The 26,898-nt window shown below is 62.7% G+C and carries 18 protein-coding genes and 4 pseudogenes; 15 read left to right on the top strand and 7 right to left on the bottom strand.

The annotated features are described in order from the left end of the window. Positions 1-362: 362 nt before the first annotated feature. A pseudogene (locus BB934_RS31835) lies at positions 363-1,220 on the top strand (epoxide hydrolase family protein); the annotation flags it as partial. Here BB934_RS31835 and BB934_RS49540 read toward each other — a convergent pair. After that, a pseudogene (locus BB934_RS49540) lies at positions 1,149-1,367 on the bottom strand (IS110 family transposase); the annotation flags it as partial. The pseudogenes BB934_RS31835 and BB934_RS49540 sit on opposite strands and share 72 nt — an antisense overlap. A 252-nt stretch (positions 1,368-1,619) precedes the next feature. On the opposite strand from BB934_RS49540, the gene BB934_RS31825 reads away from it, so the two are divergent. Continuing rightward, entirely contained in the window at positions 1,620-3,128 is a 1,509-nt protein-coding gene (locus BB934_RS31825) for a cyclic nucleotide-binding domain-containing protein (protein ID WP_099513864.1), read from the top strand. 327 nt (positions 3,129-3,455) lie between these two features. Here the strand turns inward: BB934_RS31825 and BB934_RS31820 are convergent, their stop codons facing one another. From BB934_RS31820 to BB934_RS31810, 3 genes are all read right to left on the bottom strand, one after another. Then, complete coding sequence (locus BB934_RS31820; RefSeq protein WP_099513863.1) at positions 3,456-6,620, bottom strand: efflux RND transporter permease subunit; 3,165 nt, start codon at positions 6,618-6,620, stop codon at positions 3,456-3,458. Beyond that, positions 6,617-7,762, bottom strand: a complete 1,146-nt coding sequence (locus BB934_RS31815) for an efflux RND transporter periplasmic adaptor subunit (protein ID WP_099513862.1) — start codon at positions 7,760-7,762, stop codon at positions 6,617-6,619. The genes BB934_RS31820 and BB934_RS31815 overlap by 4 nt, the downstream gene beginning before the upstream one ends. A 138-nt stretch (positions 7,763-7,900) precedes the next feature. After that, the gene (locus BB934_RS31810) at positions 7,901-8,881 is read right to left on the bottom strand and encodes a catalase family peroxidase (protein WP_099513861.1); all 981 of its coding nucleotides are present in this window, start codon (positions 8,879-8,881) and stop codon (positions 7,901-7,903) included. Positions 8,882-9,643: 762 nt separating this feature from the next. Here BB934_RS31810 and BB934_RS31805 point away from each other — a divergent pair. From BB934_RS31805 to BB934_RS31755, 11 genes and pseudogenes are all read left to right on the top strand, one after another. Then, the gene (locus BB934_RS31805) at positions 9,644-10,858 is read left to right on the top strand and encodes a patatin-like phospholipase family protein (protein WP_099513860.1); all 1,215 of its coding nucleotides are present in this window, start codon (positions 9,644-9,646) and stop codon (positions 10,856-10,858) included. A gap of 131 nt (positions 10,859-10,989) precedes the next feature. Next, positions 10,990-11,775 carry an acetoacetate decarboxylase gene (locus BB934_RS31800; protein WP_099513859.1) on the top strand — a complete coding sequence of 262 codons (786 nt, stop codon included), beginning with the start codon at positions 10,990-10,992 and terminating at the stop codon, positions 11,773-11,775. Further along, a complete protein-coding gene (locus BB934_RS31795; RefSeq protein WP_099513858.1) occupies positions 11,759-12,595 on the top strand; it encodes a 3-hydroxybutyrate dehydrogenase in 837 nt (278 codons plus the stop codon). Before BB934_RS31800 ends, BB934_RS31795 begins: the two co-directional genes overlap by 17 nt. A gap of 13 nt (positions 12,596-12,608) precedes the next feature. After that, complete coding sequence (locus BB934_RS31790) at positions 12,609-13,694, top strand: HlyD family secretion protein (protein WP_099513857.1); 1,086 nt, start codon at positions 12,609-12,611, stop codon at positions 13,692-13,694. Then, the gene (locus BB934_RS31785) at positions 13,694-16,039 is read left to right on the top strand and encodes an ABC transporter permease (protein ID WP_099513856.1); all 2,346 of its coding nucleotides are present in this window, start codon (positions 13,694-13,696) and stop codon (positions 16,037-16,039) included. The genes BB934_RS31790 and BB934_RS31785 overlap by 1 nt, the downstream gene beginning before the upstream one ends. Beyond that, a complete protein-coding gene (locus BB934_RS31780) occupies positions 16,023-17,012 on the top strand; it encodes an HlyD family secretion protein (protein WP_099513855.1) in 990 nt (329 codons plus the stop codon). Before BB934_RS31785 ends, BB934_RS31780 begins: the two co-directional genes overlap by 17 nt. Before the next feature lie 15 nt (positions 17,013-17,027). Beyond that, positions 17,028-17,105: pseudogene (locus tag BB934_RS51130) on the top strand (3-hydroxyacyl-CoA dehydrogenase NAD-binding domain-containing protein); the annotation flags it as partial. 160 nt (positions 17,106-17,265) lie between these two features. Next, positions 17,266-18,399: a catalase family protein gene (locus tag BB934_RS31770; protein ID WP_099513853.1), complete on the top strand. Its 1,134-nt coding sequence runs from the start codon at positions 17,266-17,268 to the stop codon at positions 18,397-18,399. A gap of 56 nt (positions 18,400-18,455) precedes the next feature. Beyond that, positions 18,456-19,091 (top strand): hypothetical protein, encoded by a 636-nt coding sequence (locus tag BB934_RS31765; protein WP_237050403.1) that lies wholly within the window; start codon positions 18,456-18,458, stop codon positions 19,089-19,091. A 55-nt stretch (positions 19,092-19,146) separates the two neighbouring features. Next, positions 19,147-20,517: a Dyp-type peroxidase gene (locus tag BB934_RS31760; protein ID WP_099513852.1), complete on the top strand. Its 1,371-nt coding sequence runs from the start codon at positions 19,147-19,149 to the stop codon at positions 20,515-20,517. Positions 20,518-20,545: 28 nt separating this feature from the next. Next, positions 20,546-21,070 carry a cytochrome P460 family protein gene (locus BB934_RS31755; protein ID WP_099513851.1) on the top strand — a complete coding sequence of 175 codons (525 nt, stop codon included), beginning with the start codon at positions 20,546-20,548 and terminating at the stop codon, positions 21,068-21,070. Positions 21,071-21,403: 333 nt separating this feature from the next. On the opposite strand, the gene BB934_RS31750 is transcribed toward BB934_RS31755, so the two are convergent. Continuing rightward, on the bottom strand, positions 21,404-22,285 hold the full coding sequence (locus BB934_RS31750; protein ID WP_099513850.1) for an alpha/beta fold hydrolase: 882 nt from the start codon (positions 22,283-22,285) through the stop codon (positions 21,404-21,406). A 360-nt stretch (positions 22,286-22,645) separates the two neighbouring features. On the opposite strand from BB934_RS31750, the gene BB934_RS31745 reads away from it, so the two are divergent. Further along, a complete protein-coding gene (locus BB934_RS31745) occupies positions 22,646-22,966 on the top strand; it encodes a hypothetical protein (RefSeq protein WP_099513849.1) in 321 nt (106 codons plus the stop codon). Between the two features lie 33 nt (positions 22,967-22,999). Here the strand turns inward: BB934_RS31745 and BB934_RS31740 are convergent, their stop codons facing one another. Then, a complete protein-coding gene (locus tag BB934_RS31740) occupies positions 23,000-25,051 on the bottom strand; it encodes an ATP-dependent helicase (RefSeq protein ID WP_099513848.1) in 2,052 nt (683 codons plus the stop codon). Next, positions 25,051-25,548, bottom strand: coding sequence for a 3'-5' exonuclease (locus BB934_RS31735; RefSeq protein ID WP_099513847.1), 498 nt, complete (start codon positions 25,546-25,548; stop codon positions 25,051-25,053). The genes BB934_RS31740 and BB934_RS31735 overlap by 1 nt, the downstream gene beginning before the upstream one ends. Positions 25,549-25,701: 153 nt before the next feature. Between BB934_RS31735 and dinB the strand changes: the two are divergent. Next, a pseudogene (gene dinB / locus BB934_RS31730) lies at positions 25,702-26,840 on the top strand (DNA polymerase IV). Positions 26,841-26,898 lie beyond the last annotated feature (58 nt).

Below are 26,898 nucleotides of genomic sequence, written 5' to 3'. Positions count from 1 at the left end.
GGATTGCACCTTGGTGCCCGGTTCAGGTGCAACCTTCAGGTATAGGATCCTCGATCGCGAGGTCACGTTACCGCAAAGGGGGCTGGATGAAGACTTGAACGATGGGGCTGGTCCCGACTACGGCTCCGCTTGCCACTCCGCCTGAGAGGCGTATCCTGTTCACAGACCTCAAAGTCGTGCGTCGAACCTTGGCTCCCCGACGAGCCGCTTTTGATCGACAGCTTTGTCGGCGTCGCTCCTGTCCCGCGTGAGTTACCGGACCACCAAGGCGAATGACGATGTCCTTGCTCACGGCTTCAGTCGCGGTGTAGGTTGCCACGGCAGTCGCCGTCGGCATGACTCCCACGAAATTGGCCGCGCAGTCGGCCCCAGCGGGCGCCGTTACCGACGGCACCGCGATCCGCCCCTTCCGCGTCAGCATTCCGGATGAGCAACTCGTCGACCTCCGCCGCCGCATCGCGGCGACGCGGTGGCCCGACAAGGAGACGGTCAACGACCAGTCGCAAGGCATCCAGCTCGCGAAGCTCAAGCCGCTGGTCGAGTATTGGGGCACCGGCTATGACTGGCACAAGGCGGAAGCGAAGCTCAATGCCCTGCCGCAGTTCATGACCAGGATCGACGGTGTCGGGATTCACTTCATCCACGTTCGCTCGCAGCATCCCAACGCCCTGCCCATGATCATCACTCATGGCTGGCCGGGCTCAGTGTTCGAGCAGCTCAAGATCATTGGCCCACTCACCGATCCACCCGCGCACGGCGGACCCGCGGAGGACGCGTTCGACGTGGTGATCCCGTCATTGCCCGGCTATGGCTTCTCCGGTAAGCCGACGGGCGCCGGCTGGGGTCCCGACCGAATCGCGCGAACCTGGGCACAGCTGATGCAGCGCCTCGGCTACACCCGCTACGTCGCCCAGGGGGGTGACTGGGGCTCGCCCGTCTCCAGCGCGATGGCGCGCCAGGCGCCGACCTGCCTGCTGGGCATCCATATCAACCTGCCGGCAATCGTTCCGCCCGAGGTGGCCGCGGTGCTCGCTGCCGACGGGCCCGCGCCGGCGGGTTTGTCCGAGAAGGAGCGCGCGACCTTCGAAGATCTCAGCGCCGCCGCGAAGATGGGGAACAGGTCGTATGCCGCCATGATGGGCACGCGGCCGCACGGCATGACCGAGCTTGCCGATCTCGCGCCCCCAGTGATGGGCGCTGCCGCAGGCCTCCCTGGCCACGGTACAGGGCGGCTGAGTCGCAAAGAATGATAGCACCTGAGCCCGCCGCAACTTCTTGCGGAACAGGACTGCTCCAGATACATCGGCTCCGTGAGCCTGGAATACATGCTTCGCCAAATCCAGCCCGATCGTACAAACCTCTGCCATGGTCGCTTCCTGACGTGATGATTAACACCTCCACTGTGGCACACCAGGGCCGTTGAGGCGTCCACTCCATCACGGTTCTATTGATGAACAACCTAGACAAGAAGCTGGAAAGCCAATGGGCCCGGAGGTAAGCTGCCTCAAACGTTCAATCGACGGAGGCCCCTGTCTCTCGAAGCAGTCAACAGACCTACCGACCCAGTTGCAAAGCAATTTCGCAACCATGTCACAAGATCGAGGGTTCAGATCCGTCCCATGGTGCACTACGGCGATATTATCAACATGGTCGCCGATCCATTCGTTCAGACCGGTGCTCTCGCCGTTATTGGCGCAGTGGTTACTCGCATCGTCCTACGCAATCATCCGACACGCCGCCTCGTCGGCCAGCTCCTCTTCTTCTCGGCTCTTACCGGGCTCCTGCTGTACCACAACATCGTGCCCTACGAGATTGGGCCAAGCAGCGCCTCCAGTCTGCAACGTGTGTTCATTGGGCTAGCGAAGATCATTTGGTGGATCAACGCAGCATGGTCCTTGATTAGCACCGTCCGCGTCTTCCTCATCTTTGAGCGGCAACCCCGTGAAGGGCGTCTGCTCCAAGATCTCGTCGTCGGGCTTATCTATCTGGGCGCAGTCCTTTCGGTTGTCGCTTATGTGTTCAACGCCCCTGTCGGGACATTGATCGCCACATCCGGCGTCTTTGCAATCATCCTTGGTCTGGCCCTCCAAAGTACCTTGAGTGACGTATTCTCAGGTATCGCGCTGAACCTTGGCAAACCTTACGGTATTGGCGACTGGTTGGTTCTTACCGACGGAATCGAGGGGAGGGTTATCGAGACGAACTGGCGGGCGACACATCTTCTCAACGGTGCAAATGATCTCGTCATTGTTCCTAACAGCGATCTTGCAAAAGCGAGATTGATTAACCTCAGCAGTCCGGAGCGGAGCCATGGCGTGACGCTCACCGTGCGGTTTCGGCCGACGACGGCACCATCCATAATGCTAGATGTCATGCGTTCTGTCTTCTTAAGCAGCGAAACGATCCTATCTGCTCCCGAGTCGACGGTTCAGGTGACGGCGCTGGACGCGAACGCAATTGAGCTCGAACTTTCCTTCAGGGTTGCGGATATGGCGATGGCTGGCAGAGCCAAGAGCGAGATCTTCGACCTGATTTACCGTCATGCCAAGGCGGCCGGGTTGGCCCTTGCTCCATCGGCCGAATTCCACGGAGCCTTCGCGTTACCGCAGCCCGAGGAAGTGCCGCGCCATCAGCAGACCACCCCGCTGCGCCTCCTGGATGCCATAGCGCTTTTTGCTTCCTTGACCGCAGACGAAAAGGAAATCCTTGCCTCAACGATGGCGCGACGCACCTTTCGCAAAGGCGATATTCTGGTCGAACAGGGAACCGTGTTGAAGTCGCTCATGATCGTTCGCAGTGGTGTTGCGTCGATCACACTGCGAGACAACACGCAAGAGAGGGAACTGGGACGGCTGGCGCCTGGTGACTTTTTCGGTGAGGGTGGTCTGCTGACCGGTGCTGGGGAGCGCGGGACCATTCAAGCCTTGACGTTGGTGGTTGTCTACGAAATCACCCAGGAAGGGTTGGCACCTCTCATGCGGGACCGACCCGCAATTGTCGAAGAGCTCGGTTCGCTCTTATCCAAGCGGGCCGCTGCCGAGCTGCATCCCCTGGAGCAGGGCCAGGACAAGGTCACGGTCAGATCGGCCCATTTGGCAGCACGCATCCGGCACCTATTCGATATTTAGGCCCACAGCATCTGGCCTCGCTCAGCATGTTACCCGCGGTTCACTCGGTGCTTCGCAGCCGAGCAGCGCAACCTCGATTCCGCGACTATCCATTCAGGGACTCACGCTGGTCGACAGACAGTGATATGGCCAGTTGAAGTCTAAGGCGTGGCGATCGACTGGCTCCACGGGACCATAAGCTTCGGCTCAGCACCTGACGATACCACCGCGCTGGTCGCGGGTTCCGCTCCACAAGGTCAAGGTGCCGCGATCAGATCTGAAGTGCGATGAGATAATCTCCATAGTCTCATCATTCGTATCGAAAGAGGAACCAAAGCAGACTATCCCTCATTCTGCAGCGACGCTGTCCTTTGCACCACGGCCGGGCGGACCTTCAATGCTGACTTTGCGACGCGGGCCGAGTTCCCGCAGCTTCTGAAACACGACATAGAGCATCGGGATCACAAAGATGCCGAAGAATGCGGCGGCGATCATGCCGCCGAAGACCGGCGTACCGACGGCACGCCGGCTGAGCGCTCCGGCGCCATCAGCGATCACCAGCGGGAGGAGGCCAAAGATGAATGCGAGGCTCGTCATCATCACCGGCCGAAAGCGCAAGCGCGCTCCGGTGATCGCCGCATCGCCAATTCCCGCGCCCTGGAGCCGCTGCTGGAGTGCGAATTCGACGATCAGGATCCCGTTCTTGGCGGCCAGCGCCACCAGCACCACAAGTCCGATCTGCGCGTAGACGTCGAAGGCGAGGCCGGACAGCTTCACCGCCCCGACGGCGCCTAGTACGCCGACGCTGACCGACAAGAGAACCGGAATCGGGATGTTCCAGCTCTCGTAGAGCGCAACCAGGAACAAATAGGCGAAGAGCACCGCAAGGCCGAGCACGATGCCAGTTTGGCCGCTTGCCGTTTTTTCCTGCAGCGCGGTCCCGGTCCATTCGAATCGATAGCCCGGTGGGAGTGTCGCGGCCGAGATCCGTTCCATGGCCGCGAGCGCTTGGCCCGAGCTGTAGCCCGGCTTGGGCGCACCGTTGATGATCGTGGCGCGGAAGCCGTTGTAGCGCACGACCGCCTGCGGTCCTTGTACGAGCCGTGCCTGTGCCAGCGCACGCATCGGCACCATGGTCCCGGCGGCGTTACGGACGTAGACCCGGTAAATGTCGTCGATCTCATTACGGAATCCGGCCTCCGACTCGACATTGACCTGCCAGGTACGGCCGAACAGATTGAAATCATTGACGTAAAACCCACCGAGTGACGCCTGCAGTGCATTGAAAATGCTGCTGACGGGGATCCCCAGCACCTGCGCCTTGTCGCGATCAATCTCAAGGGAGACCTGTGGCGTATCGGCCGCGAAGGTGCTGAAGACGCCGGCAAGTTCAGGTTGCTGATTGGCCGTGACGAGGAGTCCACGCATGACGGCGGCGAGGTCGGTGGGGCTCTGGCCTTGCAGCGCTTCGAGCGCGTACTGGAAACCGCCGGTGTTGCCGAGGCCGAGAATGGGCGGCAGGTTGAATGGGAAGACGACGGCCCCCTGGACGGCAGCGAGCTGCGGGCGCAGACGGGCAAGGACCGCGTCGACGCTCTCGGCCGGATCGGTACGGTCCTCGTACGGCTTCATCCGGATCACGAAGAAAGCGTTGTTCGATGAAGCCACGTAGTCGATAAAGTTCAGACCGACCACTGACAGAACGCGCGCGACCCCGGGGGTCGATCGGATGATGTCTTCCACTTGAGCGACCAGCTTCTCGGTGCGCTCGCTGGAGGCGCCCTCGGGCAGCCGCATGGCGGCAAAGATCGCGCCCTGATCCTCCGACGGCAGGAAGCCTTGTGGGGTCACCCTGTAAAGACCGAACGATGCCGCAGCGACTCCGGCGACGACAATCAGGCTGACGATTGCAACGCGGACCAGACGGCGCACCAGCGCGGCGTATCCATCTCGCGCGTGATCAATCGCGCCAAGCACGTAACGCATGGGCCCGCGATGTGGCCCAGCACGCTTCAGAAGGACCGAGCATAAAGCCGGGCTCAACGTCAGGGCGTTGACGGCAGAGATGATCATGGCGGTCGAGACCGCGACGGCGAACTGGCGGAAAAGCTGACCGCTGATGCCGGGGATGAACGCCACCGGAATGAACACCGACAGGAGTACGAGGGTGATGGCAATGATCGGCCCGGTGATCTCCGCCATGGCCTTCTTGGTGGCATCCTGAATCGAGAGGGTCGGCTCCTCTTCGATCACCCGCTCCACGTTCTCGGTGACCACGATCGCATCGTCGACGACGATGCCGATGGCGAGCACCACGGCCAGGAGCGATACCGTATTGGCCGAATAGCCGATGATGAGCATGACCGCGAAGGTGCCGATGATCGAGACCGGCACCGCAACTAACGGGATCACCATCGTGCGTACCTTGCCGAGGAACAGGAACACCACCAGCGCCACCAACAGGAACGCAATGACAAGGGTGCGAACGACCTCGTCGACGGTTGCGGTGACAAAGGTGGTCGCATCCCAGAAGAGATCGCTGCGGACATCGTCCGGGAAGCGTTTGCCGAGATCGTCCATCACCTCCCGCACGTGACGCGCCACGTCGACCGCGTTGGCACCAGGGGTCTGATAGATCCCGATCGCCGCGGAGGGGGCGCCGTTGAAGCGGGTGTGACGCTCCTGCGTCTTGGCGCCGAGATCGGCACGAGCCACATCCTTGACCCGGACGAGCGAGCCATCGGGGTTCGCCCGCAGGACAACGTTTTCGAACTCCTCGGTCCGGGTCAGACGCCCCTTGGTCTTGATGGTGAGCTGCAGTTGCTGGTTGCCCGGCGCGGGCTGAGCGCCGATACGACCCACTGCGGCTTGCAGGTTCTGGGCCTGGATCGCGGCGATCACATCGGCCGGGGTCAGGTTGAAGGCCGTCAGGCGGTTGGGGTCGAGCCACAGGCGCAACGAATAATCGAGGGGTCCGAAGAGGGTCGCCTGACCGACGCCGGGGACGCGGGCCAGCGGATCGATGATGTTGATCGTGGCATAGTTGTTGAGAAACAGCGCATCATGCGTGCCCCGCGGCGCCGAGAGCGTAATGATCTGCAGGAGCGCCGCCGACTTCTTGCGGATGACCAATCCCTGTCTTTGGACTTCCTGCGGCAGGAGCGGCGTTGCAAGCTGGGCCCGGTTCTGAACGTTCACCGTGTTGATGTCGGGATCGGTGCCGAGGGCGAAGGTGACGGTCAGCGAATAACTACCGTCGGACCCGCTTGTCGACTGATAATAGAGGGCGTTGTCGACGCCGTTGATCTGCTGCTCGATCGGCTGAGCGACGGTCGTTTCCACGACCTCGGCATCGGCGCCAGGATAGAGGGTTGTGAGTGAGACCTGCGGCGGCACGATATCGGGAAACTGGGCGACCGGGATCGCCTGTATCGCGATCAGGCCTGCCAAGGTGATGACGATCGAGATGACGAAGGCGAGGCGCGGCCGATCGATGAAGATGTTCGAGATCATTGGCTCGAGGCCTCCGGCGCAAGCACATTCGCCTGCACGACCTGTCCCGGCTGGACCTTCTGGACGCCATCAACGATCACGTTGTCGCCTTCCTGAAGGCCCGCGGTGATGACCACATCGGTATCGCGGTTCGGACCGGTTTTGATCCGCCGCTGCTGCACCTTGCGCTGATCATCGACCACCAGGGCGTAATAGCCGGTCTGGTCGAACTGCAGAGCCGCCTGCGGAATGACGAGGCGCGGCTCCTCCTGACGCCGGCGGATCTCCGCCGTCACGAATTGACCGTCGATCAACTGTCCATCGGGATTGGGAATCGTGGCGCGCATGATAAGCGTGTCGGTCTGCTGATCGACTTGCGGGTCGGTCAGATTCCAGACGCCGCGGTGCGGGTATTCGGCGCCGCTCGACAGGCGGATGCGGATTTCGATCTTGGCCAGGCTGCCACCTTCCTCGCGCCGCGCCTCGCGAATGAGCTCGAGGTCACGCACGCTCACCGGAAAGAGCACATAGATCGGGTCCTGGCTCACGATCGTTGCCAGTACGCCGCTCGCCGGATTGACGAGATTCCCGATCGTGTAAGCGGTGCGGCCGATCAGGCCCTCGATCGGCGATTTGATCTCCGTGTAGCCGAGATTCACCTCGGCCTGTGTGAGTGCGGCCTTCATCTGCAGGACATTGGCCTTGGCACTGTCGAGATTGGCCTTGTTCTGATCGACGACGGATTGGGGCGTGAACTGGCGCTCGGAGAGGGACAGTTGCCGATCGTACTGAAGCTGGGCGTTGGTCACCACGGCTTGCGCCGAGGCCAGGTTCGCCTTTGCTTGGTCGACCTGCGCTTGAAACTGGACCTTCTCGATTTGGTACAGGAGGTCGCCGGCCCTGACGGCTTGGCCCTCCCGGAACGCAACCTGCTCGAGGAAACCTTCGGCGCGAGCACGCAGATCGACCGTGCTCTGGGCCTTGATGCGGCCGACGAACTGGAAGGACTGGTTGACCCCGCGCATCTCGGCCGGCCGCACACCGACCGCCGGCTGCGGTGCCGGAGCGGCTGCTTGCTGCGGAGGGTTGCACGCCGTCGGCAGCAGAAGACCGAGAAGAATAGCCTGCCTCCAGCAGGGGGGCTTCCATCGATACGGAGCCATTGTACCGTCTCCCGTGCCGGAATGACCGCTGGCCGCTCCGCTTGCTCCGAATACAGAACAATCCGGACGGGCATTTCGCCAGGGCCTTATTCTCGTTGCAGGGTCACAACTGCCTTGCCGTATCGAACACGCACTCGGTCAGGGGTTGCGGCGCGAGAACGATACGGCATATGCGCTGTCCCGCACGTCGATCATAGGATCGTCCGAAGCCTCAATTCCGTCGGTGAGCTGGCCCGGCAGAAACAGCAGCTTCTTCTCTGCCTCAGCGCTGCCCGGAACAGCCTTATCGAGCGTCAGGATGCCGAGCTCCACCACCTTGCGGTCGTCGGGCCAAGGTCGCGACGGATCGTTGGTGGGATCGCCGGCCGCAGCGAGCTGTGCCTTGAGGTGGAAGATGACCGGCCCACGGTTCAGGCGCTCCGGCAACTCCGTCATGAGAAAGTCCGGTGGCCGTTTGGCTGCCTCCGCTGCATTCAGATGAACCACCTGTTCCGGCGTCACCACATAGCGCACAGCCTGGCGCTCGCCGGCCTTGTTGACGAGCACGAAGGCATTGAGGCCGCGATATTCCTCATGGGCGAAGCTGTCCGGCGTGGCGATCGTGGCCAAGGCCGCTGGTACCGTGGGATGGCTGGCGACGAACTGGTCGAGCTTTGTCGGCTTGGCAGCCTCAGGCGGACTGGCGGCAATGGCAAGAAAGAAGTCGCGCAGGTCGGCCGCGGTGGGCACCAGGAAGACCTTGAACGAGTTTGTCACCATGTCGGTCTCGCTGCCGTCAGGCAGGTGGAATTTGAGCGCCATGCCATGAGGATTGGCTCCATCCGAGCCATCTGGAATGGTCGGGAGGCCGCCTGAGTCCGAGAACCGCACCGTCACCGGAATCGTGCGGCCGTCAAACAGGACCGCTCGGCTCAGCGCCGCAGCGTCGGGTGTGCCCTTGAAGCTGCCCTCAAACACAATTCCCTTGGCGTGAAAGGCACGGAATCCAGGATGGCTGCCGAACACCTTGTTCATCGCGTCCACGACCTGGATTTCGACGGGCTGCTCCTGCGCCCAACCGAGGCTGGGCACGGCGACGGTCAGGACAATCAGTCGGGTCAGAAAGCTACTGATCCTCATAGGTGCCTCCTGCTGCAACGGGAGCGAGGACTCCCGGCTTCAAGGCAGAACGTGAGGCGTACGCAACAAGGACTGGCCGCAGCTCACCTCAGAGGAGCCATCCGGCATTTGCGGCGCTCTCGACCGTGGCGATAGGGGCGAGATCGACAGCTTGAGATTGAGCCGACATCGGGGTTTTGTTGTGGCGCATAAGGGAGCATGAGATGTGGGGCAGCCACGTCGCTTGTGACCTTGGCCCCCGTTGCACTATCGTTGATCAGGCTTGGCTGCTGCTTCCGGAGGGGATCTTCTCACTATCTGCCCCACCGTCCCCATAATGGAGCCCACCGACGAGGCGGTTGCCTCCGCAATGAACCTGAGCAGCCTTGTCTTGGATAACCGGCGGCCCGGTTGCAAACGCAGCGCTGAACCCACACGGCAAAGGTTCAGGTGAAAATGAGATGCCAAATTACCTTCCAGCCGGAAAACTTGCGGAGCGATGGGCATCGGCGTTATTATTGGGCCAGTATGGCGTAGGACTTAGGCTCACGATGAGCCTCCCTTTTTGATCGGCAGAAACGATCGACCTCGCTCCTGCACCCCTTGGCCCGCGAAGCCCAAGGAGGAGCCCATGCTTAAGCGCATCTTCGTGGTGACTGGAGCCTGCCCAGGTCTTGTATCGGCAGGCGGCTCCTGGAGTGGTGTATCGCACGCTTTCTCAGGTCCGAACCGTACCGCCGCAAGTGCGCTTGGTCGGTCGAGACTTGCTCCTGGAGCTACGCTATGAACGAGCATGCTCAGGCGACGGCATCCCATGCAGGGGCGGTCCGTCCTTCGCGAGCGATCAGGGCCGGCAGGCGCTTGATGGATCGACCGCCCTTTGACTGCATCGCGCTGGTCCTACAGGGTGGAGGGGCACTTGGAGCCTACCAGGCCGGGGTCTATGAGGCGCTGGCCGAGGCAGGACTTGAGCCGGATTGGGTCGCCGGGATCTCCATCGGGTCGATCAACTCCGCCATCATCGCAGGCAATCCGCCCGAGACGCGGGTGGACAAGCTCCGGACATTCTGGGAGGGGGTCACCGCCAAACCCTGGTTTCCAATATTCACTCTGCTTCAGAAATTTCACGCCGACGGCGGCGACCTGGGACGCTCGATCGCCAACAATGTTAATGCGCTCTACTCGCTGTTCGAAGGTGCGCCGGGGTTCTTCAACCTGCGTGTCCCTGGGCCGTTCCTGCATCCGCCAGGCTCCCTGGCCGCCACGAGCTTCTACGACACGAGCGTGCTGCGGGCGACGCTGGAACGGCTTGTCGATTTCGACCGCATCAACGGGGGCGAAATCCATCTCAGCCTCGGTGCGGTCAATGTGCGTTCTGGCAACTTCGTCTACTTCGATACCGACAGACATGTCATCGGTCCGGAGCACGTCATGGCGAGCGGTGCGCTTCCGCCCGGATTCCCCGCCGTCGAGATCGAGGGGGAGTACTACTGGGACGGCGGTCTTGTTTCGAATACGCCGCTGCAATGGGTCCTGCGGCAGCGCCAGGATACGCTCGCCTTCCAGGTCGACCTCTGGAGCGCACGAGGCGAGTTCCCGCGCGATATCTCCACCGTGGCGACGCGGCAGAAGGAGATCCAGTACTCCAGTCGCACCCGCGCCACGACCGACCACTTCCGCAGTCTACAGCAGGTGCGAAACTCGATCGCGCGGCTCTTGGATGACCTGCCGCCGGCTCTTCGGGGGCATCCCGAGGTCAAATTCCTGGAAACGGTCGCCGACAGGAAGGTCTACAGCCTGATCCAGCTGATCCACCGGTCGAAAAACTACGAGGGTGAATCAAAGGATTACGAGTTCTCGCGGCGGACCATGGAAGAGCATTGGAAGGCTGGCTACCAGGACGCCCGGCGCACGCTGCGTCATCCCGAAGTGCTCCAGCGGCCCGATGGTCAGGAGGGAATCCGCACATTCGACCTTGCCGTCGATGGGCGGGAATAGCAGCCAGGCCGCGAGACAGTCGGACAGTCCATTCTGCGTTGCGTACTGGAATCAATGCGCCCGGGGGTTCAAGGACGCTTGCCTTGCCGCCCCACGAGCGAGCCGCTCGATCCACACTGGAGGGCCGACCTATGCACGAAGACATTGTCCGGACCAGAGCCTTCGCGATGCCCCTGACCAGCCCGGCCTTTCCGATCGGGCCCTATCGCTTCCACAACCGGGAATACCTGATCATCACCTATCGGACCGACCCGCAGAAGCTGCGCGAACTTGTCCCGGAGCCGCTCCAGGTCGACGAGCCGCTGGTGAAGTTCGAGTTCATCCGCATGCCGGACTCGACCGGCTTCGGGGACTACACCGAGAGCGGACAGGTCATCCCCGTCTCGTTGCGGGGCCGCAAGGGCGGATACAGCCATTGCATGTTCCTCAACGACCACCCGCCCATTGCCGGCGGGCGTGAACTGTGGGGATTCCCGAAGAAGCTCGCGAACCCCACCCTCCGGGCGGAAATCGATACCCTGGTCGGCACGCTCGACTACGGCCCGATGCGCATCGCGACCGCCACGATGGGCTACAAGCACAGGGCGGCCGATCTCGCGAGCGTGAAGGCTGCGCTCCAGGAGCCGAATTACCTGCTCAAGATCATTCCGCATGTCGATGGCACGCCGCGCATCTGCGAGCTCGTCGAATATTACCTGGAGGATATCGACCTGAAAGGCGCGTGGACCGGTCCAGCATCCCTGAGGCTGTGGTCGCACGCGCTGGCGCCGTTGGCGGAGTTGCCGGTGCTGGAGGTGGTCTCGGCCACCCACATTCTCGCCGATCTGACGCTCGGGCTCGGCAAGGTGGTGCACGACTACTTGGCTGGATCCGAGCCGTCTCGGCAGAAAGGAAGAGCCCATGAACTTACGAAATGAAGTTTTATCCGATTTGCCCGCCGCGAGCGGTCCCCGCGAGAGCCGACTGCAGGACAAGGTGGCTGTCATCACGGGAGCCGCGAGCGGCATTGGCAAGGAAATTGCGCTGATGTTCGCACGGGAGGGGGCAAAAGTGGTCATCGCCGACCTCGACCCGAGGGCGGCGCAGGAGACCGCGGCTGCCATCGACCCGACTGGCCAGCGCTCGCTCGGGGTTGCCATGGATGTCAGCCATGAGGAGCAGGTCGAAGCCGGCATGACGCGGGTGATCGAAGCCTTTGGCCGCCTCGATATCCTGATCAGCAACGCAGGTGTCCAGATCGTCGCTCCCGTCGTGGAGTTCGAGTTCGCCAAGTGGAAGAAGCTGCTTGCTATTCATCTGGATGGGGCATTTCTGACCACCCGCGCCGCCCTGCGGCAGATGTACCAGCAGAAGAGTGGCAGCATCATCTACATGGGATCCGTGCACTCCAAAGAGGCCTCGCCCCTGAAGGCGCCCTACGTCACGGCGAAGCATGGTCTGGTCGGCTTGGCCAAGGTCGTGGCGAAGGAGGGGGCCGCTTACGGGATCCGTGCCAACGTGATCTGTCCGGGCTTTGTGCGCACGCCGCTGGTCGAGAAGCAGATTCCGGAGCAGGCGCGCGAGCTCGGCATTTCCGAAGCCGAGGTCGTCAGAAACGTGATGCTGAAGGAGACCGTCGACGGCGAGTTCACAACCGTGCAGGACGTGGCGGAAACAGCGGTATTTCTGGCGGCTTTCCCATCGAATGCGCTCACCGGCCAGTCGCTCGTCGTCAGCCATGGATGGTTCATGCAGTAGCGAGGATGCTCGCATGAACGAGCAGGCACCATTGCCCCAAACCAAGCGCGACGAAGCTGCGCCCTCTTTGGCCGCCGGTCCGTCACCATCCGCTTCGCCACCCAAGACGTCGACCAAGACGCCAAAGGCAGCCGCCCTCATTGTGTCGGTGACCGTCGCGACGATTGTCGGTCTGTCGCTCTGGTATCTCGTTCAGCCGCAACCCCTGTTGGTGCAGGGAGAGGCGGACGCGACACGCATCGACATTGCGGCCCGCGTCGACGGGCGGGTCGAGACGCGTCCCGTTGCACGGGGCGAGAGCGTCGCGGCGGGACAGGTCCTCGTCACCATCGACAACCCGCAGCTTCTCACCAAGCTGCGGGAGGCCGAGGCCGCGAAGACGGTCGCCCTGGCGGACCTCGCCCGAATTCAGGTCGGCACGCGGGCCGAAGTCATCGCGCAGCGCAAGGCTGCAATCGCCGCAGACCAAGCCAGCGTGACCCTCGCGCAGCAGACCTACGATCGGACCCGTCAGCTCACCTCTCGCGAGTTTGCCTCGGTCCAGAGGCTCGACGAGGCGACCGCAGCCCTCGATGTGGCGAAGCGAAATCTCGAGCGGTCGAAGCTCGCCTATGAGGAGGCCGTGGCAGGCTATACCGCTGAGGAGCGTGGAATCGCCCAGGCCAATGTCGTCAAGGCCGAGGCCGCCATCGCGACGCTGCAGGCCCAGGTCGCCGAGCTGACCGTCAAGGCCCCGATCGCCGGGCAGGTCTATCAAATCGGCGCAGAGCTGGGCGAGTTCGTCTCTCCGGGAGTTCCCCTCCTGTCCGTGATCGATCTGAGCGACACGTGGCTGCGGTTCGATCTGCGGGAGGATCTCGTCAAAGGCCTCAAGGTCGGCGATCGGCTTCAGGTGCGGATCCCGGCCCTCGGCGACAGCTTGGTGCCGGTCGAGGTGCGGACGATCGCCACGCGCGGGGAATATGCCGGCTGGCGCGCCACCCGCGCGACCGGTGACTTCGATCTCCGGACCTTCGAGGTACGGGCCTACCCGGTCGACAGGATTGCCGCTCTGCGCCCCGGCATGAGCGTGTATGTCGACTGGCCCAGGGTGCGCTGATGATCACCGCCAGGCCCGGGCTTCTGCGGGTGGCGATCCGCGAGGTCGTCTGGATTGCGCATGACCGGGTCGCGCTGCTGCTGGTCATCGGGATTCCGCTCCTGGCATTCACTCTGCTGGCGGCGACCTTCAGCAACGCGGTCATTCGGGACCTAAGGGTCGATGTCGTCGATCAGGACCGGTCCCAGACATCGATGATCTTTGTTCAGGCGATCAATGCGGCGCCAGCCGTCGAGGTGGCCTCCCGATCGTCCGATCTCACGGGCGCGATGCGTGCGATCCGGTCGGGCGAGGCGATCGCCACGGTCTACATTCCGCAGGACTTCGAACGCGACATTCTCGCCGGACGACGTCCGCAGATCGTGATCTTCCACAACAAGCAGTACTACACGCCAGGCAATATCGCGTCGGGTGGGCTGCAGGCGGCGATCGCCGCGGCGGTCGCGACGCTGCCGAAGGACACCGGAGGCTCCGGGACCTTCACGCCCGGTCGGCTCGTCGTGGAGCAGTATGTCCTGACCAATCCCGCGCTCAACTATGTCCAGTTCCTGTTGCGGGCGGTTCTCCCCATGGTCCTCCATGTGATCACGGCCATCGCCGGAGGCTATGCCGTCGGCTCCGAGTTCGGTTCGCGAAGCCTGCGGGAGTGGATCGATGCCGCAGGAGGCAGTCCTCTGGCCGCACTCGTTGGCAAGCTGGCTCCCTATTTCGGCATCTTCATCGTCATGATGGCTGTGGAACTCGGCATCATTCATAGCCTGTTCCAGATTCCCTTCCGGGGTGATCCGGTCCTGGTGGGGACGGCCGCGTGTCTCCTCATCGTGGCCTATCTCGCTTTGGGAGCGCTGCTCCAGCTTCTCGTCAGAAACCTCGCCCTAGGTCTCTCGCTGACAGGCATCGTCTGCTCGCCCGCCTTCGGGTTCGCTGGCGTGGGATTTCCAATTCTGGGTATGGGTACGTTCGGCCGCGCCTGGGGAGCGCTGCTGCCCCTGCGCTGGTACATCCAAATCCTGTTCGATCAGGCCGCGCGCGGCGTGCCAGCGCGGGACACGGCGCAACCGTTCATGATGTTGAGCATTCTGGCCGTCATTTTCTTCGGCTCGGCCTGGCTCAGGCTGCGCACTGTCGCTCGAGCCCCGATCGCGAAGGCTCCCGAGGAGATTGTTCGCGAGGGCCCGGATCAAGCAGGCATCGTCGGCGCCTTCTCGGCCGAGTACGGGCGTGTCCTTCGCGATCGCGGGGTGTTCGGTCTGGTCGTTCTCGCCCCGATCATCTATGGCCTGCTTTATCCCCAGCCCTACCTCGGTCAGCTGCTGCGCAAGGTGCCGATCGCTGTCGTGGACAATGATACATCCGACCTCAGCCGATCGCTCATTCAGATGCTCGATGCCGACGAAGCGATCCGGATCGCCGCCCGCGCCGACACGTTGGCGCAGGCGCAGGCGGCGCTCGCGAGACGTGAGGTATTTGGGATCGTGGGCATCCCGGCCGGGACCGAACGGGAGGTTCTCAAGGGAAACAGCGCCCGGCTGCCGGCCTATGTCGATTCCGCGTATTTCCTCCTCTACAATCGCGCCGTGCAGGGCATCTCGGAGGCAACGGGCGCGGTCTCGGCCGACCTGATCGCCCGTGGCGCACGCTCCAATGGCAGCCTGTATCGAGCGGCGTTGGTCAAGAGCGCGCCCGTGGAGATCCTCAACCAGCCGCTGTTCAATCCGACAAGCGGCTATGGCAGCTATATCGTCCCCGCCGCGTTCATCCTGATCCTGCAGCAGACCTTGCTGATGGGCGCCGCGACGCTCGGCGGCGTCGCCTTCGAGCAAGGCGGGCCTGGAGCCCGCCGCCGCCGCGGGACTGCCGCAGCGGTGCTGGGCCAGGGCCTGGCGCATCTCGTCCTCGCCCTGCCGGGGTTCGCCCTCTACCTCATCGTCCTGCCGCGCGTCTATGGCTTCACGGCCGTCGGCCGTGTGCCGGAGATGCTGGCCCTCGGGATCCCGTTCATTCTTGCGGTGAGCTTCATGGGACAGTTCGTCGGCGCCTGGTTCAAGCGCCGCGAGACGGCGGTCCTGCTTCTCATTGCCATCAGCCTGCCGCTGTTTTTCCTGGTGGGGGTCTCCTGGCCGTTGGAAGCCATTCCTGATGGGCTCAGGATCGCGAGCAGGGCCTTTCCGAGCACATCGGGAATCGATGGGCTCGTGCGCCTGAACCAGATGGGAGCGACCCTGGCCGATGTGTCGACCGACTGGATCCGGCTGTGGATCCTGGCCACGGTCTATGCCGTCCTGGCCATCCTGACATCCTGGCTTGTCAGCATGCGGGGAGGGGCCGATGTCACCCAGAGCTAGGCTGCCGCTGAAGTCGGCGTTGGTCGCTGCCGTTGCACTCGGAAGCCTGGCACCTCTCGCTGCTCACGCCCAGGGGACCAAGCCCGGTGCGGCGAGCCCTGGCTTGGTCCGGAAGACCGAAATCCGCATGGCCCCTGAAATCAACGGGCGGCTTGCCTTGGTTGCAGTCCGGCCAGGCCAGCACGTCCACAAAGGGGATGTCCTGGCCGTCGTCGACAATCCGGAACTGGCGGCCTCGGTCGAAGAAGCGAAGGCCGCCGCGGCTGCGGCCAAGGCCGAGCGGGACCATGTCTACGCCGGCGTCCGGGCCGAAGAGGTGGCCATTGCCGCCGAGGCAATCCGGACAGCGGAGGCCAACCTGCTCCTGGCGCAGCAGGAGAGTGCCCGCGCGACAGCGCTCTCGACGCGGGGCTATTCCAGTGGTCAGCAGCTCGACGAGATTCAGGCAACGCTCGCCAAGGCGCAGGCCGATCTGGATCTCAAGCAGGCGCAGTTTGCGGCGGCGAATGCAGGACCCACGGCGGAAGAGCGCAGTCTCGCCGATGCGAGGGTCGCTCTCGCGTCGGCAACCATTGACGACCTTCAGGCGAAGCTCGACAAGACAACGCTGCGAGCCCCGCTCGACGCCATGGTCCGCGTCCTGGTGGCCGAACCTGGCGAGGTCCTGTCTCCTGGTAAGCCCATCATGACGATCGAAGCCGACGGGCAGCCGTGGTTCACATTCACCCTGCGCGAGGACGCTCTCGGCGGCCTGACGATGGGTGGACGGGTTTCGCTGCAGACGAGCCTCGGGCACCCAATCGAGGCGCAGGTCACCGAACTGCGGCCCTTGGGAGAATTCGCCACCTGGCGAGCTGCAAGAGCGGTTGGCGACCACGACCTCAACAGCTTCCTGGTGCGGCTTGAGCCGTCGACCGGCAGTGACGACCTTGAGCCGGGCATGACCATTTGGCTCCCCAATGATCACAACTGAATCGCCATCGGCAACCTCGGCATCCACTTCATGAACCCAGTGCCGATGATGCAGCTCGTCGAGCCGATCCGCGGTATCGCGACCCCAGGGCAAGTTCGAACCGGCTCGCCCGCGACGCCGCAGTTCCGGTGCCGGCACTTCGGCCGCCAGGAGGCTGCCTTTTTTATTTCACAGGCTGCCATGCCACAGCCTTTTGTGCTAAGAATAAAGCCTTCTCAGTGGAGTTGAACCCGAACAGGCGAGGAGTCGCCTCATGATGGAGTTCGTCCGCTATAGTCCGGGAATCGAAGCCCCGGACCCCAACTTCGACACGGCGCTTCACACGGTCCTCGAAGACCTCAGGCAGCAGGTGACGGCTTCGCCCAAGTTCGACGGCGGCGTCGCCGTGCGCAACGCGCATGCAAAGGGCTACGGGCTCGCACAGGGCGAAGTCGAGATCCTCGCCGACATTCCGCCGGAATATGCGCAGGGCATCTACGCCACGCCCGGCCGTCACGAGGCGATGGTCCGCTTTTCGAACGGACAGCCGCATATCAACTCGGACAGGCTGCTCGGGTCGGTTTGCGGCATCGGGCTCAAGATCTTCGGGATCGAAGGACGCAAGCTCCTGGACGACGAGCCGGACAGCCGCACCTTCGACTATGCGATGATCAATTATCCGATCTTCTTCGCCAACACAGTCGAGCATTACATCTTCGTGCTGAAGATCGGCGCCCAGGCCAGCGCCCCGCCGCCGCCGACCGAGCTGCCGCAGGAGCGGCGGGCGCGGATCGCCCGCTTCCTCCACGACTTCATCACCGGAATGGGCACGCTGGAGCCCGAGAACTGGGCCTGGGAAGAGCTGGCCGCGATCGCGCAGTTCGCGCAGATCCCGTTCGTCAACCTGCTGCTGTCGACCTATCATACGATGGGGGCCGTCCGGCACGGCGACCATGTCGCAAAGCTTCGTGTCGCTCCGGTCAAGGACTTCGCCGACCGCGTGGTTAGGCGGGCGCTCGATGTGAACGCGGCGCAGCAGGTCTTCCGGCCCGCGCTCGTGGCCGAGCTGAAGGAGCGGCCGTACGAGTTCGACATCCAGGTGCAGCTCTGCACGAACCTTTACGAGATGCCGATCGAGGACGTGACGGTGCGGTGGCCGGAGAGCCTGTCCCCGTTCGTCACCGTGGCCAAGCTCCGCCTGCCGCAACAGGACATCGGTGGCGACGACAATCTCGAGCGGATGGACGCGACGTCGATGTCGCCCTGGCGCGTGACCGAAGATCATCGCCCGCTCGGCAACATCATGCGTGCCCGCAAGGAAGTGTACCGCCTGTCATCGACCCTGCGCCACCAGCTCAACCATCAAACGCGAAAGGAGCCGGAGAGTCTCGCTGAGGTCTTCGGGTAAGGGGCCTGCCGACGTGTATGCGTAGCGTTCCCACCCTCAACTGAAAGGAACCGCCTATGACCACGATGGCACCTTCTCAGCCGACCGAGGTGATGGATCACCCGACGGCTGAGCGGAAGGACAAGCTCCAGGAGCTCCGCGCACTCTATGCGGAAGGATCCGAGGTCGGCCAGATCGCGCTCGAGAAGCTGATCGGACAGCTTGGGCACTCTGTTCGGCCGCAAGGCGAAATCTCCACGGCCGGCCGCACCGGACTACGCCAGGGCAAGGTCTCCGAGCTGACCGTGATCGCGCCCTTCGCGCCCGGAGGCGCCAAGCGACTGCGGGCCTTGCTCAAGGCCCTCGGCGCCAATTTCGGCGATGCCGGGGAAAAGGTCGGGACCGTCCACGACATGCGCTTCGTGTTCTTCGACAATGACACGAGGATGCTGTTCGCGACCGCCTATGATGGAGACTGGGACCCGTACATCGACGATTTCGTCAGCAAGATCCCCGACGAACTCGACCTCGTGTTCAGCACGACGGAAAATTTCCCGGGTCTGCACACGCCGGGAATCAAGGACTGGATCGCCAAGTTCCAGATCACCGCTGAGGCGTGGTATGTCGCCAATCCCGATCTCACGGTGGCCGAAGCAAAGCGGCTCGAGCGCGTTGGTAAGGCGCTTGACGAATTCCTCGACAAGATTGCCTGACTGATCGTTCGCATGGGCGGGCCGGGACGGACCCGACCCACTGAAGGACTTTGCCATGGTGACACTGGAAAAAGGGGCCGGCGAGCGTGAATCACCGAGTTCGCCGACACTTGATTTGGATGACATCCAGGCGACGGTCCTGAGATACCGGCCGGAGCCCTATTTCGGCACGCACGTACTCCTGCGGGTTGACGATGTGCAAGGCGGCCGCGAGTTCCTGCGCCGGCTCAGCCCTCACATCGATTCCGCAGCCGGCTGGTGGAACGCCGGCGATGCCTGGCTCGGGGTTGGGATCAGTTTTGCGGGACTCAAAGCGCTCGGCCTTTCCGACGAGTCCCTGCACAGCTTTCCCGAGGCATTTCGCGCCAGTATGGCCGCTCGCGCGGAGCAGCTTCGCGACATTGGCGTCAACGCGTCGAGCAACTGGGACTTCCCGTTCGGCACGGGCCATGTCCACATCGGCGTTACGGCCTTCAGCGATACCGCGGCGAAGTGGCGCCGCACGGTCGCCGTTGCCCGCGAGCAGGCGATCGGCTTCTCCGGCGTCACCATCATCCATATGCAGGACTTCGGGGCGCAGCCGGGCAGTCTCAATCCGTTCGGCTACAAGGACGGCATCGGCCAGCCCGCGATCGAAGGCAGCGGCGTCGATCCGCTGCCCGGCCAAGGTCGGGCGATCAAGGCCGGTGAGTTCATCCTCGGCTATCCCGGCGAGACGGGCTTCGCCTATCCGATGCCGCAGCCCGCCGTGCTAGGGCGAAACGGCACTTACGTCGGTTTTCGCAAGTACCAGTCCCGCGTCGGCACGTTCAATCGTTTCCTCCAGGCGAACGCAGGCACGCATGAAGACCGGGAACTGCTTGCGGCCAAGCTAGTCGGCCGCTGGCGCAGCGGGGCGCCGTTGACGCTCGCTCCGGACGCGGACGATCCGCTGCTCGGCGAGGACCCTCAGCGCAACAACGACTTCGATTATGCGGCCGACGCGCGGGGACGGCAGGTACCGCTCGGCTGTCACATGCGCCGCATGAACCCGCGCAATGCCCAGCTCGCGCAGTTGACCGACGTCAACCTGCACCGGATCATCCGGCGCAGCACGACCTACGGAACGCCGTACGATCCGGACGCTTTGTCCGAGGAAGAGGATGAGGTGCCGCGCGGCGTCTATTTCCTCTTCATCAGCGCCAAGGCGATGGCCACGCTCGAATTCCTGCAAGGGGAGTGGATCAACAACGGGAACTTCGCCGGCGTGGGCGACGAGCGCGACCCGATGGTCGGATTGCAGCCTGCCGATGGGGTTTTCACAATCCCGAAAGATCCTGTCCGCCGACGAATCCATGGGATGGAGACGTTCAACGTCCTTCGCGGCGGCGAGTATCTGTTCATGCCGAGCCTTTCGGCATTGAAGTGGATCTCACGTCTTTCGTGAGCCGATGGCACTCAGGGGAGGAAGAAAAATGACCATTCTCGCCAAGACACTGGCCGCAGCCACGGCAGTGCTCGTCCTGGGCACGGCCGTTTACGCTCAGGACAAGTACTCGCTGACATCGCCGAGCGGAATCGCGTTCTCCGACTTCAGGGGATACGAGGACTGGGCCGTGGTCTCTTCCGCCCGAACCGACGAAGTGCTCAAGGTGATCGTCGCCAATCCGACCATGATCGAGGCGTACAAGGCCGGCGTTCCGGGCAACGGCCAGCCTTTCCCGGATGGCTCCAGGATCGCGAAGCTCCAGTGGAAGCCGAAGAAGAGCACGGAGGCCCCCTTCGTGGTGGATGTGCCGGACGTCTTCACACAGGCTTTCGTCATCGAAAAGGACAGCAAGAGATTTCCGGAAAGCGGCGGATGGGGTTATGCGCTGTTCAACTACGAAGCCGCATCCAACAGGTTCACGGCCGATCCCAGCCCCTCAGATTGCGGTCACGCTTGCCATGTGGAGGTGAAGGCCAAGGACTACATCTTCCACCCCTACCAGACGCGTTGAGCCAGGCGTGCCCCAACATTGAAGGCTCCTCGGATTTCTAATGGCCCTCACCGCGGCCTTGTCATGGCTTGAGTGAACTCACCGACCCTCCACGACCGCCCATCACCGTCACTGGGCGCCCCGCACAGGATCATGCTTGGCATCCCGTTCGCCGGTTAGGACGTGGGCGTGAAACAGGCCGGCAATTGGATCCGATTTGGTCGGCTTCCGGCACGGGGCTGACCTGAGCCGTACTCCTGCATCGCCGGGATGAGTGTGCCTGATGCTTTCCGTGGCCGACGTATGGACACTTGGTGCGGGCCCGGCCGGGACAGCCGGGCCCGCAGCCTGAGTTCATGCCATGGCGGGCGCGGCAGCGGCAGCTTGCTGGTCTGCCTTCACGTCCTCCCCGCGAATGAAGGCAAGGAGCTCCGGATTCACGACCTCGGGATGGGTCTGACACAGGCCGTGCGGCAGGTCCTTGTAGGTCTTAAGTGTGCCATTCTTCAGGAGCTTGACCGTCAGTGGCGCTGAAGCGGCATAAGGCACGATCTGGTCGTCCTCGCTGTGGATCACCAGTACCGGCACGTCGATCGCCTTCAGATCCTCGGTGAAGTCGGTCTCGGAGAAGGCCTTGACGCACTCATACCCGGCCTTGACGCTCCCCATCATGGCCTGCCGCCACCAATTGCGGATCAGAGCCTCCGACACCTTCGCGCCGGGCCGGTTGAAGCCGAAGAATGGGCCGCTCGGGATATCGAGGTAAAGCTGGGCGCGATTGGCGGCAAGCGCGGTGCGGTATCCGTCAAACACGTCGATTGGCGTCCCGCCCGGATTGGACTCCTTCTTGACCATCACCGGAGGGACTGCGTCGACCAGCACGGCCTTGGCCACGCGCCCCGGCTCCGCCCGCGCCACGTAACGGGCGACCTCGCCGCCACCGGTCGAGTGGCCGATATGGATCGCGTTCTTGAGGTCGAGCGCCGTGACCAGCTCGGCGACATCGGCCGCATAGGTATCCATCTCGTTGCCGCCGTCGGTTTGGTCCGAGCGCCCGTGGCCCCGGCGGTCGTGGGCGATGACGCGATATCCTTCCGCCAGGAAAAACATCATCTGGTTGTCCCAATCGTCGGCACTCAAGGGCCAGCCATGGTGGAACACGATCGGCTGAGCGTCTCTGGGGCCCCAGTCCTTGTAGAAGATCCGGGTGCCATCTTTGGTGGTGATGTATGTCATGGGGATGTGATCCCTTGCCACGCAGCCGGCCGGCAGGACCGGCGCCGCTGTCTCGTGATGGGGCCGATGGCGGGCTAGGTACGCGTCCGTCGAGCCATTCGGGCCCGGTTCGCGACGACGGGGCATCATAACAGATTCACGGAGAGAAGGCAGCTTGTTGGCAATATGCTTGCCTGTTTCGCAAAAGTCAGCTCCTGGCACTTTTCGGAAGAAACGCGTTGATCCGCTCGTCCAAGGGGTAACGAACCTTCGCGAAGGGCAGGGGACTTTCAGAGCCTGGACCGTTCCTCTTGACACGCATAAGCGCTGGCCAGACATTCGCTCGATTATCCCAGCCCGGCTTTCATCGAGGGCACTCCTATGACGATCGATATTGACCAGCTGACCGAGGCCGAACTTATCGATCTCAACCACCGCATCGTCGAGCGTCTGCGCTTTCTTAACCAGATGCGTGCCCATGTGGAGATGCTGGAGTTCAAGATCGGCGACCGGGTCACTTTCCAGCCGCCCGGCCAGGGTCCACTTGAGGGCATGCTGACGCGCTACAACAAGAAGACCGTGACGGTGATCGCCGACACCGGGCAGAGGTGGAACGTCTCGCCCACCCTCATCAGAAGTGTCAAGCCAGCCAAGGGCACCAACACGGCTGGATCCAACGTGGTCGTGCTGAATCAGCGCTGACGCGAGTTCCGGTGGGTTTGCCCGACGATGTCGCTAGCGCAAGGACCGACGAAGATACTCGGCCGACAGGGCGTCATACGGGTTGCGGGTGGGCAGGAACTTCAAGGCGACGAGGCGGCTGACAATCTCATCAGGCGATCGCTTCAGGATCAGGGACATCTCCTCAAGGCTCGACGATGACGCATACGCCGCCTGAAGGCGCGTATCCTCACGGGACGTCCATGGCGTTGCGCCAGACGATGCCGTCTCGCGTGAAATCCTGCGAGCGGTTGGGCCGGATTTCGGGTTGGACTTCTTCGTTGCGAGTTGAGCCCGTTCTCCGAGGCTCGCTAGAGGAAGACGACTGTCAGCCCCAGCCATGTTCGGGCTGGTCCAAATGACCTCCCGATGATGCATCTCGAACAGAAATGGAGATGGGTCTGACTTTGTCCCAAACCTCTCTGCCGCATAGGTGAGGGCCAGACGACGCTTGGCCCGCGTGATCGCCACATAGGCGACCCGCCGTTCCTCCTCGATATCGGCTGAGTTGCTATGAGGCATAACGCCATCCTCAACCCCGACGAGGAACACTGTATCCCACTCAAGGCCTTTCGCGGAATGGACCGTCGACAGAACAACACTGTTCGCGTGCGAGCGCCTGGTCGCTTGGGTCTGCTCGGCAATCCGCATCTCGAGTTCTTCAACCGACGAACAGGAGGCCGCCAGCATGGCGACTCCGTCCACGATGCTCTCCCACTCCGCCCGCTCCCGGCTGGATGCTCGTATGGGGAGAGCCTCAGCCACAATGCGCTGGACCTGAGCGCACGAGCTTTGGAATTCGCGTCTCGTGCGGCGATCAATCAGGTCCAGACGCTCGCGCGTGATGTCCCCCCGTTTGCCCATGCCCATTTTCTCGAGGGCTTCCGCACTTCTGGGGTCACGCAAATAGAAGAGAGAGCCGACGAAGAGTTTGGCTGGGGAACTCTGCCAAAAATCTCCGGCACCCCGGACCTCGAAGGGAATGTCCAGAGCGCGGAGCGCGGCCTGGAAGTGGATGCCGATGGTTCCTGATCGGTATAGAACAGCCATCTGCCGGGTCTCCAGACCCTTGCTGATGAGCTGTGAAATCGCAGCGGCGACCTGCCGGGCCTCCACCGCCGGCATGCTGTACCCTCGGACGACAATGTCACATGCCCCCTGGTTGACGGCGCTGTAATCCTTGTCGACCCGTCCTTCGTTCTTGCGGATCAGCTTTTTTGCAGTTCGGACGATCCCTGGAGCCGAGCGATAGTTCCGGTCGAGAATGTGAACCTGACCCCCAGGGTAACGCTCCTGAAAGTCAAGGATGTATCTGACATCAGAGGCCCGAAAGGCATAGAGGGTCTGATCGTCGTCCCCGACTGCCCAGAGCTTCACACCTGCCCTGACAAAATGCGAGATCAGCAGGTCCTGTCCGGGGTTCACATCCTGGTATTCATCGACGAGGAGGTGATCGTATGCGCGGACGATACTCCGGCCATAATGAGGATCACCGTCCATGGCCTGAACCAAACGGGGCACCATGTCGGCGAAATCGATGGCTCCTGCTCGGTTCAAAGCCTCCTCATAGACACGGAAGAACTCGACCGCAGACCTGCCGACCTCATCCCCGCGGTCGAGCGACGCCTCAAAGGTCCTGGCGTCGAGAAGGCGCTCCTTGGCCGATCCGATAATGTCGAGGATGTCCTCATCCTCGTTCCAATACATGCGCCTCTTCGAGAAGACGGCGCGCTGCTCCGGCGTGTCCCAGAGCTGGATTGTACTGGGTAGCCCTGCGACGGCAGGATTGCGTCTCAAGTACCGATACGCGAAGCCGTGGAACGTAAAGATCTCGAGCTGTTTCGGCAGTAGGTCAGGCAAGGCGGCGGAAATCCGCTGCCTCATCTCCTCCACCGCCTTCTTCGTGAAGGTCACGGCCAGGATCCGCCGGGGATCGATCCCTTGCCGCACGAGATGAATAAAACGCCCCGTCAGCGTGCTGGTCTTGCCGGATCCCGGGCCAGCCAGGGTGAGCTGGATGGGTGCATCACAGGTGGCGGCACGACGCTGAGACGGGTCGAGCGGCATCAGTTTCGATTGAGCTTGAGAAACAGGTGGGCTGCCAGAAGGGCATCGTTCAACGCGTCGTGCTCGTCGCGAAGATGGGTAATGCTGATGCTGGCCCCTGAGCACGCGTGCCGGAGCTTACCGGGGAGGCCGGATCGCTTCGCCATGGCCATGGTGCAGGAAAAGCGGTCCCGTGGATAAACCGGATAGACGGCGCGCTCGAACTCTCGTTTCAGCGTGTTGTACTCGTAGACATAGTTGTGAGCCACGATCGTGGCATCCCCCACGAACTCAATGAGTTCCGGGATCACCTCCTCAAAGTACGGCTCGTTCTCCAGGTCTTCGAGCGAAATGCCATGGACGGCGTAACAGAACCGGCTCATGGGCGAGCGCGGCTTGATCCGGCGCACCAGCGAGCGAGATGATATGGTGTTGCCAAGCACCTCAACAGCCGCAATCTCAATGATGTGGTCGTATGATTGCGCTGTTTCGACGTCGATAACCACATGTTTGGTCATAGTGCACTGCGAGGCAAGAGGTGAAGGAAATGGCTCATGAGCAGGTTTCTAAAAGAGAGACAACCCAATTGCCAGATCGGCCGCGGTCAGCCCGATGCAGGATCCAGGTTAAATGGTAGTGGAGGGGGTAGCCCCATTCCGCAATCCTAGGCGATGACAAGTACCAATCACGATCGCTCCAGCGCCGTCCCGACGTCAGGCTCCAGGGAGCAGCCCGGCGGGCCGGAGCTGCAACGTCGGATCGTGCATGTGGATCTCGATGCCTTCTATGCATCTGTCGAGCAGCGGGACAATCCGGATCTACGGGGCAAGCCGGTTGCGGTTGGCGGCTCCCGCGAGCGCGGCGTTGTGGCGGCTGCCAGCTACGAGGCCCGACGCTTCGGGGTGCATTCAGCCATGCCGTCGGTCACGGCCCGGCGGAAGTGCCCGGAACTGATCTTCGTGAAGCCGCGGTTTGACGTCTACCGTGAGGTCTCGCGCCAGATCCGGGAGATCTTTACGAGTACACGCCTCTGGTCGAGCCTTTGTCGCTAGACGAGGCGTATCTCGACGTGACCGAGAACCTGAAGGGCATCGCTTATGCCACCCAAGTGGCCCGGGAGATAAGAGCCAAAATTCGGGAGGAGACCCATCTGACGGCCTCGGCCGGAATCAGCTACAACAAGTTCCTGGCCAAAATGGCGTCGGACCAGAATAAGCCGAACGGCCAGTTCGTCATCACGCCCGAGATGGGACCAGCTTTCGTCGAGAGCCTGCCGGTGGGCAAATTCCATGGCATCGGCCCGGCCACAGCGGGGAAGATGAACGAGATCGGCATCTTCACCGGCTTCGATCTGAAGGCCCAGTCGCTGAGCTTCCTGCAGGAACGCTTCGGCAAGGCGGGTACCCACTACTATTGGATCGCCCGCGCCGTCGACCATCGCCCGGTCCAGCCGGATCGCATCCGCAAGTCGGTGGGTGCCGAGAACACCTTTGAAGAGGATCTGGAGAGCTTCGAGGAAATGAAAGCCGAGCTCCAGCCGATCATCGACAAGGTCTGGGGGCATTGCGAGCAGACCGGTGTGCGAGGCCGGACGGTGACGCTCAAGGTGAAGTTTTCCGATTTCCAGCAGATCACCCGCAGCCGTACGCTGCCCGGCTATGTCGAGAGCAGAGCAGGGCTCGAGCAGGGCGGTGTCGACCTCCTGAATATGTTGTTCCCTCTGGACAAGAGCGTCCGCCTCTTAGGCGTGTCCCTGTCGGCTCTGAACACCGACGAGCCTGACAGCCCGCAGCTGTCCTTGGGGCTGTGAGCGGCCTGTTGCGAACCGCTGGGAACCGGGGCTCACGGTGGCTGTTTCTTCCCGACTA

This window comes from Microvirga ossetica, from assembly GCF_002741015.1.
GTDB lineage: Bacteria > Pseudomonadota > Alphaproteobacteria > Rhizobiales > Beijerinckiaceae > Microvirga > Microvirga ossetica.
The sequence above is the reverse complement of the archived record's forward strand: the minus strand, read 5'-3'. Positions and strand labels throughout refer to the sequence as shown.

Coding starts and splice junctions, on each gene's coding strand:
- BB934_RS31820 (WP_099513863.1), bottom strand. CDS start 6,620: ATGATCTCGAACATCTTCATCGATCGGCCGCGCCTCGCCTTCGTCATC.
- BB934_RS31760 (WP_099513852.1), top strand. CDS start 19,147: ATGGTGACACTGGAAAAAGGGGCCGGCGAGCGTGAATCACCGAGTTCG.
- BB934_RS31815 (WP_099513862.1), bottom strand. CDS start 7,762: ATGGCTCCGTATCGATGGAAGCCCCCCTGCTGGAGGCAGGCTATTCTT.
- BB934_RS31735 (WP_099513847.1), bottom strand. CDS start 25,548: ATGACCAAACATGTGGTTATCGACGTCGAAACAGCGCAATCATACGAC.
- BB934_RS31800 (WP_099513859.1), top strand. CDS start 10,990: ATGCACGAAGACATTGTCCGGACCAGAGCCTTCGCGATGCCCCTGACC.
- BB934_RS31825 (WP_099513864.1), top strand. CDS start 1,620: ATGGTGCACTACGGCGATATTATCAACATGGTCGCCGATCCATTCGTT.
- BB934_RS31765 (WP_237050403.1), top strand. CDS start 18,456: ATGACCACGATGGCACCTTCTCAGCCGACCGAGGTGATGGATCACCCG.
- BB934_RS31745 (WP_099513849.1), top strand. CDS start 22,646: ATGACGATCGATATTGACCAGCTGACCGAGGCCGAACTTATCGATCTC.
- BB934_RS31755 (WP_099513851.1), top strand. CDS start 20,546: ATGACCATTCTCGCCAAGACACTGGCCGCAGCCACGGCAGTGCTCGTC.
- BB934_RS31780 (WP_099513855.1), top strand. CDS start 16,023: ATGTCACCCAGAGCTAGGCTGCCGCTGAAGTCGGCGTTGGTCGCTGCC.
- BB934_RS31770 (WP_099513853.1), top strand. CDS start 17,266: ATGATGGAGTTCGTCCGCTATAGTCCGGGAATCGAAGCCCCGGACCCC.
- BB934_RS31785 (WP_099513856.1), top strand. CDS start 13,694: ATGATCACCGCCAGGCCCGGGCTTCTGCGGGTGGCGATCCGCGAGGTC.
- BB934_RS31750 (WP_099513850.1), bottom strand. CDS start 22,285: ATGACATACATCACCACCAAAGATGGCACCCGGATCTTCTACAAGGAC.
- BB934_RS31740 (WP_099513848.1), bottom strand. CDS start 25,051: ATGCCGCTCGACCCGTCTCAGCGTCGTGCCGCCACCTGTGATGCACCC.
- BB934_RS31810 (WP_099513861.1), bottom strand. CDS start 8,881: ATGAGGATCAGTAGCTTTCTGACCCGACTGATTGTCCTGACCGTCGCC.
- BB934_RS31790 (WP_099513857.1), top strand. CDS start 12,609: ATGAACGAGCAGGCACCATTGCCCCAAACCAAGCGCGACGAAGCTGCG.
- BB934_RS31795 (WP_099513858.1), top strand. CDS start 11,759: ATGAACTTACGAAATGAAGTTTTATCCGATTTGCCCGCCGCGAGCGGT.
- BB934_RS31805 (WP_099513860.1), top strand. CDS start 9,644: ATGAACGAGCATGCTCAGGCGACGGCATCCCATGCAGGGGCGGTCCGT.